11 protein-coding genes are annotated in these 15,468 nt (G+C 62.6%); 4 read left to right on the forward strand and 7 right to left on the reverse strand.

The annotated features are described in order from the left end of the window. Nucleotides 1-41: 41 nt before the first annotated feature. Together ACE3P9_RS00730 and ACE3P9_RS00735 are read right to left on the reverse strand one after the other, a co-directional pair. Nucleotides 42-1,889, reverse strand: a complete 1,848-nt coding sequence (locus tag ACE3P9_RS00730; protein WP_374490967.1) for an ABC transporter ATP-binding protein/permease — start codon at nt 1,887-1,889, stop codon at nt 42-44. A 156-nt stretch (nt 1,890-2,045) separates the two neighbouring features. Then, nucleotides 2,046-4,046 carry a transglycosylase SLT domain-containing protein gene (locus ACE3P9_RS00735; protein ID WP_374490969.1) on the reverse strand — a complete coding sequence of 667 codons (2,001 nt, stop codon included), beginning with the start codon at nt 4,044-4,046 and terminating at the stop codon, nt 2,046-2,048. A gap of 133 nt (nt 4,047-4,179) precedes the next feature. Between ACE3P9_RS00735 and ACE3P9_RS00740 the strand changes: the two genes are divergently transcribed. After that, nucleotides 4,180-4,779 (forward strand): 5-formyltetrahydrofolate cyclo-ligase, encoded by a 600-nt coding sequence (locus tag ACE3P9_RS00740; protein WP_374491634.1) that lies wholly within the window; start codon nt 4,180-4,182, stop codon nt 4,777-4,779. Between the two features lie 77 nt (nt 4,780-4,856). On the opposite strand, the gene ACE3P9_RS00745 is transcribed toward ACE3P9_RS00740, so the two are convergent. Next, entirely contained in the window at nt 4,857-5,525 is a 669-nt protein-coding gene (locus tag ACE3P9_RS00745; protein WP_374490971.1) for a DedA family protein, read from the reverse strand. A 151-nt stretch (nt 5,526-5,676) separates the two neighbouring features. Here ACE3P9_RS00745 and mutL point away from each other — a divergent pair, with 151 nt between their 5' ends. Then, a complete protein-coding gene (gene mutL / locus ACE3P9_RS00750; RefSeq protein WP_374491636.1) occupies nt 5,677-7,566 on the forward strand; it encodes a DNA mismatch repair endonuclease MutL in 1,890 nt (629 codons plus the stop codon). Nucleotides 7,567-7,574: 8 nt separating this feature from the next. On the opposite strand, the gene ung is transcribed toward mutL, so the two are convergent. Continuing rightward, nucleotides 7,575-8,249: a uracil-DNA glycosylase gene (gene ung / locus ACE3P9_RS00755; RefSeq protein ID WP_374491637.1), complete on the reverse strand. Its 675-nt coding sequence runs from the start codon at nt 8,247-8,249 to the stop codon at nt 7,575-7,577. An 80-nt stretch (nt 8,250-8,329) separates the two neighbouring features. On the opposite strand from ung, the gene ACE3P9_RS00760 reads away from it, so the two are divergent. Further along, nucleotides 8,330-9,067, forward strand: coding sequence for an arginyltransferase (locus ACE3P9_RS00760; protein ID WP_374490973.1), 738 nt, complete (start codon nt 8,330-8,332; stop codon nt 9,065-9,067). A gap of 115 nt (nt 9,068-9,182) precedes the next feature. Then, nucleotides 9,183-9,989, forward strand: coding sequence for an IclR family transcriptional regulator (locus tag ACE3P9_RS00765; RefSeq protein ID WP_374490975.1), 807 nt, complete (start codon nt 9,183-9,185; stop codon nt 9,987-9,989). A gap of 97 nt (nt 9,990-10,086) precedes the next feature. On the opposite strand, the gene ACE3P9_RS00770 is transcribed toward ACE3P9_RS00765, so the two are convergent. The 3 genes from ACE3P9_RS00770 to pssA all read right to left on the reverse strand — a co-directional run bounded on the left by ACE3P9_RS00770 (nt 10,087) and on the right by pssA (nt 15,198). Continuing rightward, nucleotides 10,087-12,210: a serine hydrolase gene (locus ACE3P9_RS00770; RefSeq protein ID WP_374490977.1), complete on the reverse strand. Its 2,124-nt coding sequence runs from the start codon at nt 12,208-12,210 to the stop codon at nt 10,087-10,089. A 342-nt stretch (nt 12,211-12,552) separates the two neighbouring features. Then, on the reverse strand, nt 12,553-14,094 hold the full coding sequence (locus ACE3P9_RS00775; protein WP_374490979.1) for a 2-isopropylmalate synthase: 1,542 nt from the start codon (nt 14,092-14,094) through the stop codon (nt 12,553-12,555). Between the two features lie 231 nt (nt 14,095-14,325). Beyond that, complete coding sequence (gene pssA, locus ACE3P9_RS00780) at nt 14,326-15,198, reverse strand: CDP-diacylglycerol--serine O-phosphatidyltransferase (protein ID WP_374490981.1); 873 nt, start codon at nt 15,196-15,198, stop codon at nt 14,326-14,328. Nucleotides 15,199-15,468: the final 270 nt, after the last annotated feature.

A 15,468-nucleotide genomic window follows, 5' to 3' on the forward strand; every position in this document is an offset into this window, starting at 1 on the left:
CTGTTCCACAACGGATCACCCGCCACGCACTCTTCAGGTGCTCACTCCTCGGGACAAGGAGCTCCATCCGCCTGCGGCTCGATGGTCCAGAACACATGCTCGGCGGGCCCCTGCGGCTCTGCTGCCGCACGCATGCACCAGCGCGCGGCATGGAATTCCGCCACACGATGCCGGTGCGCCACCGACAGCATGCCCCCCTGACGACTCTGCACCATGTCCACCAGCAGGCGATAGACACGCGTCTCGGTGGCTGCATCGAGCGCGCTGGTGGCTTCATCGGCCAAGATCCAGCGCGGCTGCTTGAGAAGCGCACGGGCAATGGCCACGCGCTGCTGCTCGCCGCCCGACAGCTTCTGGCTCCAGTTGTCCTCTGCGTCGAGCGAGACGGCCAGATGCCCCAGGCGCACCTGGTCCAGCACAGCCCGCATGTCGGCATCGGCATAGTGCCCCACTTCTTCCGGATAGGCCAGCACCGCCCGCAGCGTCCCCACCGGCAGATAGGGTCGCTGGGGCAGAAACATGCTGTCCATCGGCAGGGTCACCTGTCCGTGCGCATGCGGCCAGATGCCGGCCAGGGCACGCAGGAAGGTGGATTTGCCGCTGCCCGATGGCCCCTGCAACAGCACCGTCTCCCCAGGCTTCATCTGCAGGGCTTGGGCTCCGAGCTGCGGTGTACCGTCAGGCAGGCAGCAGGTCAGCCCCTCGACCTCCAGGGTGTCGCCCTGCACGTCGTATTGGCTCGGCGGCAGCGCTCGCTCCGTGACCGCTTCGCTGGCTGCGACTTCTGCTGGTGCAATGCCCCGGTCGAAGCTCGTCAGACGCTCCGTGGTGGCACGCCAGCCTGCGAGGGCCGGATAGCTGTCGATGAACCAGCTCAACGCATCCTGCACCTTGCCGAAGGCATTGGCGATCTGCATCACGTCCCCGAGCTTGATGCTGCCCCTCAGATAGCGGGGCACCGACACCAGGAACGGAAAGATGATCGCCGCCTGCTGGAAAAAGGACGTGAACCACACCAGACGCTTCTGGGCCTTGATGAGCTGCAGATAGTTGGCCAGCACCCGGGAGAATCTGCCGTCGAGCTGCTGGCTGGAGGCCGCCTCCCCCCGATCGAAGGCAATTGCTTCGCTGTACTCGCGCACCCGTACCAGACTGTAGCGAAAGTCGGCCTCGCGCCGCTGCTGCCAGAAGTTGAGCCGGATCAGTGCGCGCCCGATATAGTGGGCAATCACGCTGCCTACGGCACAGTACCCGAAAGCCACCCAGACCATGTACCCGGGCACGGTGTGGGCACTGCCCCAGAGCGAGAAACTGATGCTGCCCGAGACGTTCCACAGGATGGTGATGAAGGACACCAGCGTCACCACGGAATTGAGCAGCCCCATGCTGATGCCGAGCGCGCTCCCGGTAAAGCCTCCGATGTCTTCCTGAATCCGCTGATCCGGGTTGTCGGAAAGCATGGCACCACTTCCCTGCGCCAGCTCCAGATGGTAGTAACGGCAGCCCGACAGCCACCGTGCCATGTAGGTCCTGGTCATCCACGCGCGCCAGCGCAGATCGAGCAGCTGGGTGACGTAGAACTTGTAGACCGCAATCACGATCGCAATGGCAGCCAGCCAGCTGAAGCGCACCATCTGCTGCCAGAAGAGCGAGGCGTTCTTGTCCTGCAGCGCACTATAGAACACGTTGTACCACTCGTTGAAGAGCACGCTCATGTACACCGAGCCCAGGTTGAGCGCCACGATCAGCGCGAGCATGAGCCGTGCCTTCCAGCGGTCTTCGGACTGCTGAAAGTAGGGCCGCGCCAGATGCCAGGCATCCCGCAGAAAGTTGCGCCACGTGCGGTCCGGGCCGCTCCAGGGATCGGGAAGGGAGTGCGTAGAGGTCATGAGAATCGGTATCGGATCGCTAAAACGGCTGCCTCAGATCGGTCTGCGGTGTGCTGTGCATGCGACCGGCTGACCCTTCCATCTCTCTTGTGATGGAGTCCGGGCAAGCCTGCCATCGCTGCAACCACAAGATGCGCTGCGTCGTGAGAACGAACCTCATTCCGAGGCCGCGCCCTCGCGGATCGGGGGATTGTTCCATACCTGCAGCAGCGGCCCCACCTGCCCCAGCCGTGACAGCAGCGACTGGGGCTGTCCGCCGAGCACCACTGCGTAGTTGGTGGTGTTGGCCAGCACCTTCTGCACGTAGTCGCGTGTCTCTCCAAATGGAATGTTCTCTGCCCAGATGGCCCCTTCGAGCACCGGGCCGTTGCGCCAGGCCTTGGGTCGATTGGGCCCTGCATTGTAGGCAGCCACGGCCAGGGGCAACGATCCTCCAAAGTCATCGAGCAGCAGCTTGAGATAGCCCGTGCCGATGCGCAGATTGGTGTCGAGATCATGCAGGCTGCCGTCATACGGAATTCCCAGCTTGCGCGCCGTCCAGCGCGCCGTGGCGGGCATCACCTGCATCAGCCCTGCCGCACCCACCCCGGAACGGGCCGAGGTGGTGAACCGACTTTCTTGCCGGATCACGGCATACACATAGGCCGGATCCACCCCGGTTTCCTGGCTGTGCGTCACGATGCTGTCCCGGAACGGCAGCGGATAGCGCTGGCGCATGTCCACCACGGAGCGGGTGCGCTCGCTCGTGTTGATGCAGCGATCCCACCATTGGCGGGCACAGGCCAGGTCGGCTGCAGCAAGCAGCTCGCGGTCCCGCATCCCGCCAGGAGTATGGAGATTGGTGGTGTAGTTCCATTCGCGGGTCGCCTCGCTGCGCAGCCCTAGATCCATGGCACGCAGCGCACGCACCAGCCCTGGGTTGGCCTGTGCGGCCTGACGCTCCGCTGCAGTGAGGGGAGCGGGTGCAGGCGTGGGCATGCCGATGCGCTGCCCCAGTGCCTCCTGCGCCAGCATGGCGTAGAAGCCCTGATTGCCCGCAATGCGCAGATACAGCGTGGCCGCTTCGATGTCCGGCTTGCGTCCCAGATGGAACCGCCCCTGCAGCGCCCGGGCCTTCCAGTAGGTCCAGACAGGCTCCTGCTGCATGGCTGCCGGCATGGCTTCGATGGCCTGACGCACCTGCGGCCAGTACCCCATGCGCAGCGCCGCACGCGCCATCCAGGCCAGCTGATCGGGCGAAAGCGCAGAGAGATCGCGAACCTGGCTGTAGTGGTTGATGGCATCGGGCTCCAGGTTGAGTGCCGACTGCCGACCAATGTCAGCCCAGACCCAGTCGCGGGAGGCTGCATCAAGTCGCGAAGCCCAGCCCATCTGCATCAGCCCTGCTGCCTGTCCCGGATTGCCAGCCGCCACGCGGGTGAGCGCCAGCACGGCCATTTCGGGTGCCGGGGGCATGCTGCCGGCCGCAGCCAGATAGCCCGCAGGATCGCTCCACAGGCCCGACAACCCTTCTGCCGCTGCGGAGTCCACCACAGCCACGGCCGCCTTGGCCGCCGCCTGTCGATTGCCGGCCGCCGCCAGCCACGCCTTGCGCCACACGTCGCGCGCAGCAATGCGATGCTGTGCGAGCAGGGTGCGCGCCGCCAGGGGGCAGGCGTCACCTGCGTCCTTCTGGGGATACCAGTTGGCCCGCAGCACCTCTGCAGGATCGGCACTGCGCTCTACCCCTGCCACCAGCGCATAGCAAGCCACCTCCCGGTCGTCGCGCATCCGATAGGCGGCATAGTCCCGTGCAAAGGTCTGGAAATCGCGCTGCCTGCCAAGCTGCAGCAGCCAATCGTTGCGCAGCCGGTCTTCCTGATAGGTCCCGGCATAGCGCCGGAGAAAACCCTCGACTTCCTGTGGTGTTGCCGTGGAAAGCCGGCCTCCCAGCTCCCAGTAGGCAGCCCAGGGTTCCAGTACGCTGCCCTGCGCACGGGGCAGCAAGGCAGTCAGCGTGGCGGTGTCGTGGCGTCTGTAGGCCGTGGCCATGCGAAGCACGGCATCATCGGCCCCGGACGAGGCATTCTGGCCTGTCGCCTCGCTGGCAGCGATGCGGGCTGGCAGACCGGATGCGCCGCCGACCACCTCCCTCACACCTCCATCGGACACATCCATATTCTCGTCTTCACGCTGTGCGGATGCGACCTGACAGGCCAGCGACGCGGCCAGACATGTCACAATGAGACGAAAAGCACGGCCACGCGCGCATGCGGCCCGGGAAGCTCTTTTGTTTTCCATGGAACCGATTATGGAGAAAAAATCCAACAAACAAGCCCTGCGGGAACGCCTCATCGCCGAACGGTTACATCTTGCCGATCGGCTGGAACGATCCGAGGAACTCCAGCGCGTCATGCGCTTCTGGCTCATGAGTCGCCCTGACACCGTCATCGGCGCCTATTGGCCGATCAAGGGAGAATTTGACCCTCTGCCTGCACTGCATCGCTGGAAAGAGGACGGCGAGCTGCTCGAAAATCCCCAGCTGCGCCGCATCGGCCTGCCCGTCATCGACCGGGAGACCCGTACCCTGAGCTTCCATGCCTGGTATCCCGGCTGCCCCATGGAAGAAGACGCCTACGGCATTCCCAAGCCCAAGGACACCGAGCTCGTGGTGCCGACCCTGCTGTTCGTGCCGTGCGTGGGCTACGGGCCGGGAGGGTATCGGCTGGGATACGGCGGAGGCTTCTATGACCGCACCCTGGCCTCCCTGGAACCCCATCCGTACACCGCCGGGCTGGGATTCACGCAGGGCTACGTCGACGATCTCGTGCCCGAACCACATGACATTCCCCTGGATGCCATCCTCAATGAAAACGGGGCCATCTGGCCCCTTGGAGACGACGGCTACTGAGCCGGCGCTGCTCTGGTCACCTGAAGTGCGGCCACTCAGGTGACTGAAGAGCCTTCAGGACTGGGCCGCCCCGGGAATCAATGGCTGCGGGGACGGGGTGCTGCCCCATCCGAAGTCCGCCCTGCCTTCCAGGCACCATAGAGGGCAATTCCCCCCGGCACCAGGATCAGACTCCAGATGATGATTTCCAGATTTCCCTTGACCCAGGGAATGTTGCCAAAGAGATAACCGGCAGCCGTCACACCGCATACCCACAGCACACCCCCCGCCATGTTGAACAGCGTGAAGCGGCTGCGGTGCATGGCGGCCACGCCAGCCACAAACGGCACGAAGGTTCGAATGAACGGCATGAAGCGCGCCAGCACCACCGTGATTCCGCCATAGCGCTCATAGAACGCATGGGCCTTGTCAAAGGCCTTGCGGTTGAACAGCCGCGAATCCTCCCACTGGAACACACGCGGCCCTACACGGCGTCCGATGCTGAAATTGACCTGATCGCCCAGAATCGCTGCCGCCATCAGCACCAGCACCGCGTAGCCCACATGCAGGCTTCCCGTGGCGCCGAGTGCCCCCACGATGAACAGCAACGAATCCCCGGGCAAGAAAGGCATCACCACCAGCCCCGTCTCGACGAACACGACCAGAAAGAGCAGCGCATACACCCACGGCCCATACGCCTGCACAAAGGTCAGGATGTGCTTGTCGATATGCACAATAAAGTCGATCAGGAAGCTGATGATTTCCATGGAGATGTCGCCGGAAGGCCAGATGCAGGACAGCCTTGCATTATCCACCGCCAGGATGAAGACGCTGCAAAAGTAGAATGACTCCGTGAACCCTCCTCCTTCCGACTCTCCGGCCTTCGACGTCACGGCCCCCCTCTCTTCTGTCACTGGCATCCGGCTGCTGCCGGACGAGCTGATCAGCCAGATCGCCGCTGGCGAGGTCATCGAGCGCCCTGCCTCCGTGGTGCGCGAACTCCTCGACAATGCCCTTGACTCCGGCGCACGCCAGATCACCGTGCGTCTGCGGGCTGGCGGCATCCGGCTCATCGCGGTAGAGGACGATGGCTGCGGCATTCCGGCCGAGCAGCTCCCCCTCGCCATCCTGCGCCACGCCACCAGCAAGATCCGCAGCCTCCACGATCTGGAATCCGTGGCCACCATGGGCTTTCGGGGCGAAGCACTGGCCGCCATTGCCTCGGTCTCCGACACCACGCTGCTGTCGGCGGTGGAAGGCGCTGCGCACGGCCATGCACTGGATGCACGCAGCGGCGAACTGGCTCCAGCTGCACGGGCACGGGGCACTTCGGTCGAGGTCAAGGAGCTTTTTTTCAGCACTCCGGCCCGCCGCAAGTTCCTCAAAAGCGAGGCAACGGAGCTGGCCCACTGCCTCGAAGCCATTCGCCGTCACGCGCTCACCCGTCCCGACGTGGCATTTGCCATCTGGCACGAAGGCAAGCTGCTCGACCAGTGGCGTGCCGTGGAAAGCCTGGACCAGCGCATCGCGGATGTTCTGGGACGCGACTTTCTTGCCAACAGCCTCCCTGTGGATTTCCGTCTCAGAACGGCGGGCGGCGAAGTGCATATCCAGGGGCGGTGCGGTCTCCCGGACTTTGCCCGGTCACGTGCCGATCAGCAGTACGCCTATGTCAACCATCGCTATGTACGCGACAAGGTGGTGGCACATGCAGCCCGCAGCGCCTACGAAGATGTCCTCCACGGTCATCGGCAGCCCGTCTATGTGCTGCACCTGGCCCTGCCGCCAGCACGGGTGGACGTGAATGTCCACCCCACCAAGATCGAGGTGCGCTTCCGGGACAGCCGCGAAATCCACCAGGCTGTGCGCCAGTCGCTCGACCAGGCCCTGGCGCCGTCCCGCGCCGCACATGCCGGCGAGGCCGCCAGCCCCCTGGCCTCTTCCCTGTCCATGTCGCCTGCTGATTCTTATGCATTGCCGTCTTCGGCGCCCTCCCGCCCCTTCTGGCAGCAGGAGCGCATGGCACTGCAGGAAGCCACCGTGCCCTATGGGCTCTCCAGTTTGCCCGGAAGGAACGGCTGGCCCCTCTCTTCACAGGTGCCGGGGGCCGCAAGTCTCACCGATGGAACGCTGGCTGACGACGGCGCCCCCTTTTCTGCAGACGGCGCCTCCCTCGTGCCCCACCCCCAGACATCTGCTGCCCAGACGGGACAGTCTCCCGACACCTGGCCCCTGGGGCGCGCCATTGCACAGCTGCATGGCATCTACATCCTTGCCGAGAATGCACAGGGCCTCGTCGTCGTGGACATGCATGCCGCTCATGAGCGCATCGTCTACGAACGTCTCAAGCAGCAGTTCGACCGCCAGTCCATGCAGGCCCAGCCCCTGCTCATTCCCCCCACCTTCACGGCCACGCCGCAGGAACTGGCCACTGCGGTGCAGTGTGCCGAAACCCTGCACCAGCTCGGTCTGGACATCGAACCGCTGTCTCCCACGATTCTCGCCATCCGCACCGTCCCCGAAACCCTGTCCACCGACCACGCCGTGGACATGGCCCGGCAGGTGCTGGCCGAACTGGCCCTGCATGATGCCAGCACGGTCCTGGAACGCGCCCGCAACGAGCTGCTGGCCACCATGGCCTGCCACGGTGCCGTGCGCGCCAACCGGCACCTGACCCTGGAAGAAATGAACGCCCTGCTCCGGCAGATGGAAGCCACCGAACGCGCCGACCAGTGCAACCATGGCCGCCCTACCTGGCGGCAGCTCTCCATGCGCGAACTCGATGCCCTGTTCCTGCGCGGCCGCTGACCAAGGCGTCACACCTGCCAGTCGATGGGAGTCTCCCCATGGGCCACGAGATAGGCGTTGGCCTGCGAAAAATGCCTGCAGCCAAAGAAACCGCGGTACGCCGACAAAGGGGAAGGATGGGGCGCCTGCAGCACGAGATGCCGTGACCTGTCGATCATGGCTCCCTTCTTCTGTGCATGACTCCCCCACAGCATGAACACCAGATGATCACGGTGATCGTTGAGCTGCCGGATCACGCGATCGGTAAAGGTCTCCCACCCCCACTGCGCATGCGAATGGGCCTGCCCCGACTGAACCGTCAGCACGGTATTGAGCAACAGCACCCCCTGCTCGGCCCATTTCTGCAGATGGCCATGGGAAGGACGCACGAATCCCGGAATGTCCCTGGACAGCTCCTGGTAGATGTTCTGCAGCGATGGAGGAATGTCCACCTCCGGCCGCACTGAAAAAGCCAGTCCATGGGCCTGCCCGGCATTGTGGTACGGGTCCTGTCCCAGGATCACCACCTTCACCCGGTCGAATTCGGTGGAGGCAAAGGCACTGAACACCTCCGCCGAAGGCGGATAGATGACAGCCCCGGACTGACGTGCATGTCTCACACGCTCCCACAGCGTTCTGAAATAAGGCTGCGTCTTCTCGTTCCCGATGGCCTCATGCCATGTGTGTATCGCTGCTCCGTCCATCACCCATCATCCCTCCACAAAGCTCCGCCATCATACGGCACCGTCTCTCGGCCCGAGGAAGCCTGCGCTACCATTCCGGCATGTCTGCCCCCTCCTCCGCACACTCCCGCCAGCTGGTGCTGCATCTCTATGCGACGGCCACCTACGACTGCAGTTACCTTGAGGCACATGAGGCACGCTCGCAGGTAGTGGTTCCCGGCAACGAGATCGATACGGAGGTGTATGCCCAGCTGATCGAGAAAGGGTTCCGTCGCAGCGGCCAGACCATCTACCGCCCCTGGTGCGACCACTGCAGCGCCTGCATCCCGCTGCGCATTCCGGCAGATGCCTTCCATCCGGATCGCAGCCAGAGACGGGCCTGGAAACACCACGGCACACTGGCAGCCACCGTACTCCCCCTGCACTTCAGCGAGGAGCACTATGCCCTGTACCGACGCTATCAGCATGCCCGCCATGCAGGCGGCAGCATGGACGTGGATGATCCGCAGGAATACCGCGACTTCATCCTCGCGAGCCCCGTCCACAGCGTGCTCGTCGAATTCCGCGAGGGAGACATCCTGCGCATGGTGGCCCTCGTCGACGTCCTCCCACGGGCGCTGTCCGCCGTCTACACCTTCTACGACGACATCCCCCATGCGGCCTATGGCACCTACGCCGTACTCTGGCAGATTGCCCATGCACGGGCCACCGGCAAGGCCCATGTCTATCTGGGATACTGGATCGAGGAATGCCGAAAGATGCGCTACAAGACCCGTTTCCAACCATGTGAAATCCTGCGTGAATCCTCCTGGGAACGCGCCATGCTGCATTCGCAGTGACATCATGCGCCGTCCGATCATTTCACGACATAAAATGTAACCTCTTCTTCCACCAGCAGGGCCGAGCCCCACGCCGACACGGCTGCCGTCCTGCGCCTCGCTCCGGCCTCTTTCCATGTCCGACACCGAACTCGCCCCCTCCGCCTACGAAGGCATCAGCATCCAGGTCCTGCAGCGCATGTTTCTGCTGCTGGACATCCTGGCGGCCCATGACGAGCCGGTCAGCCTCAAGGAAATCAGCGAAAAGGCCGGGTTGCATCCCAGCACCACTCACCGGATCCTGAACGATCTGGTCATCGGCCGCTTCGTGGAACGCCCGGACACCGGCACCTATCGCCTGGGCATGCACTTTCTGGAACTGGGCAATCTCGTCAAGGCCCGCCTCAGCGTGCGCGAAGCCGCAGCCCGGGTCATGCGCGAGCTGCACCATCAGATCCAGCAGCCCATCAACCTGAGCGTGCGCCAGGGAGACGAGATCATCTACATCGAACGCGCCTACAGCGAACGTTCCGGCATGCAGGTGGTGCGTGCCATCGGTGCCCATGCTCCCCTGCACCTGACCTCGACAGGCAAACTCTTCCTGGCCATGGATGATCCTCAGAAGGTGCGCTCCTACGCCATGCGCACAGGCCTGCATGGCAACACACGCAACAGCATCACCCAGCTCCCCCAGCTCGAACGCGAGCTGGTACGGGCTCGGCAGACAGGAGTGGCGCGCGACAACGAAGAGCTGGAACTGGGCGTGCGCTGCATGGCCGCCGGCATCTACAACGACCAGGGCACACTGGTGGCAGGACTTTCCATTTCCGCGCCTGCCCACCGCATTGACGAAGGGTGGATGGACAGGCTGCGCGAGGCCGCCCAGCGCATCTCCGCTTCGCTGGGCTACCGTGGCACCGGCATGGACACTGGCCGCGTCTGAACCGCTCCCCACGCCATGCCGCCTCTCACACGATGCGAGGCGGCTTCTGCTCAACACCTGAACCGCTGTACAAAAGCAGTTGCCGTACAGTGCGGCATCAAGATGCCGAAATTCCCCACCCGTTACGGTCTGGCCTTCCCTGCTGTGCAATCACCCGCACAGTAGCCGGATAGGCGCCCCGTCCCTGCTGACCGTTCTCCACCCAGGAACGAATGGCCTCGGCATCTTCCACCCGCTTGGAGCTGGCACCCGAGTCGAGCAGCACGATGATGACATTGCGCCCGGCAATATTGCTCTGCATCACCACGCAGCGCCCCGCCTCGGAGATGTATCCGGTTTTCTGCAAGCCAATGTTCCAGTTCACGTCATGCACCAGGCGGTTGGTGTTATGAAAATGAACGATGCGCCCATTGACCGGAAAGTCGGCTGCCGGATAGGTCGTGTAATTGCGAATCAGCGGATAGCGATAGGCATCCTGCACCAGAAGCGCCAGATCGTGGGCACTCGACTGGTTGGCACTGTTGAGCCCGGTCGGCTCGACATAGTGGGTGTCGCGCATGCCCAGCATCATGGCGCGCATGTTCATGGCCCGGACAAAGGCATCCATCCCGCCCGGATACGTGCGCCCCAAGGCATGGGCCGCACGGTTTTCACTCGACATCAGCGCCAGATGCAGAATTTCCTGGCGGGTCAGGGTCGTGCCAACGGCAAGGCGTGAACTGCTGCCCTTGAGATGATCCACATCGTCATAGGTGATGGTGATCATCTCATCCATGGGAAGATTCGCATCCATGGTGACCACAGCCGTCATGAGCTTGCTGATGGAAGCGATCGGAGTCACCAGCCCGCCATTCTTGTTGAGCAGCACCTGCCCACTGTTCTGATCCATCACATAGGCGACATGCGAATTCAGATCCGTCGGCGCTCCCGGCGGCACATTGCTCAGGCCGCGAATCTGCCCCATGCTGTCCCGCTGTGGCACAGAGATGCGCATGACCGACTGTGCGGGGGGCGCATAGCGTGCCACGGGTGTATAGACCGCACCACTTCCCTGCGCTGAAGCCACGCCCATGGCTGATGCAGGTGCACGCGACGATACGCGATAGGTGGAGCTTGCCGCTGCAGGAAACGCCACACGGGACGTGGCACTCTGCAGGGAAGAAGGCTGCTGCGCAGCAGGCAAGGCATCGGACGACACCACACTGTTCACCGAAGGCAGCGCAGCCACCGTCATGGGGTGGGAGCTCCCCCCTTCTGCCTCGTTGCCGATGCGCGGCGAGGTCCGCACAGTTCCCGTTGCCAGCACAGCTGTGGCCGCAGCGGCCGCGGGAGGCACCGACATGCGAGAAATCCCCTGGGGCTGCACGGCTGGCACGGCACGAACAGCAGACCTGCCATCTGAGCCCAACGCATTCGCCGAAAGCTCCCGCACACGTGAATCGCGCTCAGCTGCAGCCGTGGCAAGGCGATCCTCCTCCAGCGCGCGTTCACGCGCCCGACGTGCTTCGGCCTGCTTGCGCTCGCGCAGCTGCTGCTGGCGGGCAGCCTCTGCGGCAGCAGCTTCCTTGGCACGACGCGCTTCTGCCATCTGGCGCTCACGGGCTGCGGCTTCCGTGCGTGCCTGGCGCGCCTCTTCGGCCACCTGCTGTCTGCGTTCCTCGGCCAGCCTTTCCGCCTTGCGGGATTTTGCCGATTTCAGTCGGCGTGCCGTGGCAGGAGCGGTCGCCTGATCCTCATCGTCGTCGGATGCCGCGCTGCGACGCGCAGTGCGCATCGATTTGATTTCCTTGCCTTGCCGATCAGCAGAAGCGTGTGCCCCTCCCTTCTTGCCCTTGCGAGGCAGGGAAGGCGCGTCCTCCTCGTCTGTCTGATCGGCACGGCTGTGGACCGCAGCCTTGCTGCGAGCCTTGTCCTGCGCCTTGGCTCCATCCTTGGATTTGCTGGCGGTAGTTCCACGCTTGCCATGGAGATTCCGTACAGAATCTCCATCATCCTCTTCGTCGTCGGATGCCTTGGCCGACCGCGATGCCTTGCCCTTGCCGGAGTCTGCCCTGGACTTGGTCGTGCCGCTGCTCCGGGCAGATACCTTGCGTTTCGGCGCTGCATCTTCCTCGTCATCGTCGTGGCTGGACTTGTTCTTGGTCACGACATGCTTCTTAACCACCACCTTGGAATGATCGGTCTTTTCGGTACGTGCCTGAACAGGCAATGCCAGAGTCATGCAGGCGGCACCCAGGCAGATTGCACTTTGTGACAGGTACTTCAGAATTCCTGCTGTCACAAACTTTTCATCGGTCGGCATGGTCGATTTTCCAGTGTCTTCAAAGATAGCGTGACTATACGCCATTGAAAAAAATCCACAATATCAAGCACTTGAACAACATAATGCAATGACAGGATAAATTGTAAGCAATCGCGAACCTCTCCTGTCGAAGTGCTGACACACGAGCCACCTGCGCTCTCTCCTCCTGAAACACAAAAGCCGGAGCTCCAGGGGAACTCCGGCTTTTTCCCTGCATTCACCCTGCAGGGAAAGGTTCTTCAGCCCAGCACGTGCAGAGCCTCACACTCCCTGCGCATGCACACGCTCCACCTGACTGTGCAGCTTGTTGAGCGCGCTCAGATAGGCCTTGGCCGATGCCACCACGATATCCGGATCGGCTCCCACCCCGTTGACAATGCGTCCTCCCTGCTGCAGCCGCACAGTCACCTCACCCTGGCTCTCGGTATTGCCGCTGATGGCGTTGACGGAGTAGAGCACCATTTCGGCACCGCTCCTGACATGCGACTCGATTGCCTTGAGTGAGGCATCGACCGGACCATTGCCTGTCGATTCCCCAGTGACTTCCTTGCCATCGAGCGTGAACACCACCGTCGCTGCAGGCTGTTCGCCAGTTTCACTGCGTTGAGCAAGCGACACGAATCCGAAATGCTCGGGCGAACCTCCCACCTGATGATCACTCACGAGTGCCAGGATGTCCTCATCAAAAATCTCGCTCTTGCGGTCGGCAAGATCCTTGAAGCGTGCAAAGGCTGCATTGATGTCCGCCTCGCTGTCCATGGACACGCCAAGGTCATGCAGGCGCTGCTTGAAGGCATTGCGCCCACTGAGCTTGCCGAGCACGATCTTGTTGGCCGACCAGCCCACATCCTCGGCGCGCATGATCTCATAGGTATCACGCGCCTTGAGAACGCCATCCTGATGGATGCCGCTCGCATGGGCAAAGGCATTGGCACCGACCACGGCCTTGTTGGGCTGCACCGCAAATCCGGTGATCTGGCTCACCATGCGGCTGGCCGGGACGATCTGGTGCGTATCGATGCCGACCTCCAGCCCGAAGAAGTCGCGTCGCGTCTTCACGGCCATCACCACCTCTTCGAGTGAGCAGTTCCCCGCTCGCTCTCCGAGCCCGTTGATGGTGCACTCCACCTGGCGCGCACCACCAAGCTTGACCCCCGCAAGGCTGTTGGCCACCGCCATGCCCAGATCGTTGTGGCAATGCACGCTCCAGATGACCTTGTCACTGTTGACCACCCGTTCGCGCAGGGTTCTGAGAAACTGGCCATACAGCTCCGGCACGGCATACCCCACGGTATCGGGAATGTTGATGGTCGTAGCCCCTTCCTTGATCACCGCGTCGCACACACGCACCAGAAAATCCATGTCGCTGCGATAGCCATCTTCCGCGCTGAATTCCACATCGGCCACGAGATTGCGGGCAAACCGGACTGCCAGTCGCGCCTGCTCCAGCACCTGCTCGGGAGACATGCGCAGCTTTTTCTCCATGTGCAGGGGACTGGTGGCAATGAAGGTATGGATCCGACTGCTATTGGCCCCCTTGAGCGCCTCGGCCGCACGACTGATGTCACGATCATTGGCGCGCGACAGCGAACAGATGGTGGAATCCTTGACCGTATTGGCAATCGCCCGAATACAGTCGAAATCGCCATTGGAACTGGCAGCGAATCCGGCTTCGATCACATCCACCCGCAGTTTCTCGAGCTGCCGGGCAATGCGGATCTTTTCGTCGCGCGTCATGGATGCGCCCGGAGATTGCTCGCCGTCACGCAAGGTGGTATCGAAAATGATGAGTTTGTCGGTCATGGACATTCCTTCAGCAAATGGTGCAGTGAAAAAGATTCGCCTGACAACCGCAATGCAGACAACAAAAAAGCCCGTTGCGGTTGCAAACGGGCCTGTGCAGAAAGGGTATTGCGCGCGCTGATCACCCCGCCCGTTGGACGTTGCGAAGTAGTAGAGCACGTGCAAATGTTTTCATGTCATTCAATGTAGCACAAAATGGCTTCCACTGTGCAGACAGCCCAGAGCTGCCAATCACTTGTGCAACCCCTGCTCGTCCGGCTCACTGGTGGAGGTGCTGACGATGCTCACAGCCTCCCCCCTCGACTTGCGCCAGGCGTAGACGATGTAGCCGCTCAGCGCATAGCAGACGAAAAAGGCAAACAGCATCGTGGGCGGCTCGATGTTGATGACCGCAATGACCAGCACCAGCGCCACGATGAGGGTAAAGGGAACACTGCGTCTGCCACCAAAATCCTTGAAGCTGTAATAGGGAATATTGGTGACCATGGTCAGCCCCCCGAACAGCGTCAGGGCAAACATGAACCAGGACAGATCACCGCGCACGATCCCACTTCCGGTGAACAACTCGATGAATGCCTTGAACCAAGGCACCTCGCGATGCGCGCCGATCATCTCATTCGTGAGCCAGATGAACCCTGTGACCAGAGCTGCGGCTGCGGGGGAAGGGAGCCCCTGAAAGTACCGCTTGTCCACCACCCCGGTATTGACATTGAAACGCGCCAGCCGCAGGGCTGCGCAGGCGCAATAGACGAATGCAGCAATCCATCCCCAGCGCCCGATGGGACGCAGAGCCCATTCATAGGCGATCAGCGCAGGAGCTGCGCCGAAGCTCACCATGTCGGCCAGCGAATCCATCTGCTCCCCAAAGGCACTCTGGGTATGGGTAAGGCGGGCCACTCGACCATCCAGACTGTCGAGCACCATGGCACAGAAGACCCCGATCGTGGCAAGATCGAATCGGCCGTTCATGGCCATGACGATCGAGTAGAACCCTCCGAAAAGAGCTGCCAGCGTAAACAGGTTGGGCAGGATGTAGATCCCCTTGCGCAGACGGGGATGTGGCCTCAGGCCTCCTTCGGCTGGTGAAAGATGGTTGGAATCCATACGAACTTTCAATGATTGCAGGAAAAAAGTGCGGAACATACAGGCCCCACACACGGCCGCCTTGCCTCCAGCACCTCGCCCGGACAAGAAAGAGGGCTCATCCCCGCGCTCCTGCATGCCAGGATTTCTCCTCGATGCCCGAAACCATGCCGGGAAGGTGACAGGAACAGGCGCCGCAATTTCCCATGACGGTTGCCGCCTATCATAGCGAGCTCAGCGCGCTGCCGACGTCATGCCCCGACTTCCTGCGCATATGCGTGACCGCATCCT

It is taken from the genome of Allobrachymonas sp. (assembly GCF_041912815.1).
Lineage (GTDB): Bacteria > Pseudomonadota > Gammaproteobacteria > Burkholderiales > Burkholderiaceae_C > Brachymonas.

What these genes read in the sequence shown, in the direction of transcription:
- ung (WP_374491637.1), bottom strand. Translation starts at nt 8,249, where the DNA reads ATGGACGGAGCAGCGATACACACATGGCATGAGGCCATCGGGAACGAG.
- ACE3P9_RS00765 (WP_374490975.1), top strand. Translation starts at nt 9,183, where the DNA reads ATGTCCGACACCGAACTCGCCCCCTCCGCCTACGAAGGCATCAGCATC.
- ACE3P9_RS00770 (WP_374490977.1), bottom strand. Translation starts at nt 12,210, where the DNA reads ATGACTCTGGCATTGCCTGTTCAGGCACGTACCGAAAAGACCGATCAT.
- ACE3P9_RS00760 (WP_374490973.1), top strand. Translation starts at nt 8,330, where the DNA reads ATGTCTGCCCCCTCCTCCGCACACTCCCGCCAGCTGGTGCTGCATCTC.
- pssA (WP_374490981.1), bottom strand. Translation starts at nt 15,198, where the DNA reads ATGGATTCCAACCATCTTTCACCAGCCGAAGGAGGCCTGAGGCCACAT.
- ACE3P9_RS00745 (WP_374490971.1), bottom strand. Translation starts at nt 5,525, where the DNA reads ATGGAAATCATCAGCTTCCTGATCGACTTTATTGTGCATATCGACAAG.
- ACE3P9_RS00775 (WP_374490979.1), bottom strand. Translation starts at nt 14,094, where the DNA reads ATGACCGACAAACTCATCATTTTCGATACCACCTTGCGTGACGGCGAG.
- ACE3P9_RS00730 (WP_374490967.1), bottom strand. Translation starts at nt 1,889, where the DNA reads ATGACCTCTACGCACTCCCTTCCCGATCCCTGGAGCGGCCCGGACCGC.
- ACE3P9_RS00740 (WP_374491634.1), top strand. Translation starts at nt 4,180, where the DNA reads ATGGAGAAAAAATCCAACAAACAAGCCCTGCGGGAACGCCTCATCGCC.
- ACE3P9_RS00735 (WP_374490969.1), bottom strand. Translation starts at nt 4,046, where the DNA reads ATGGATGTGTCCGATGGAGGTGTGAGGGAGGTGGTCGGCGGCGCATCC.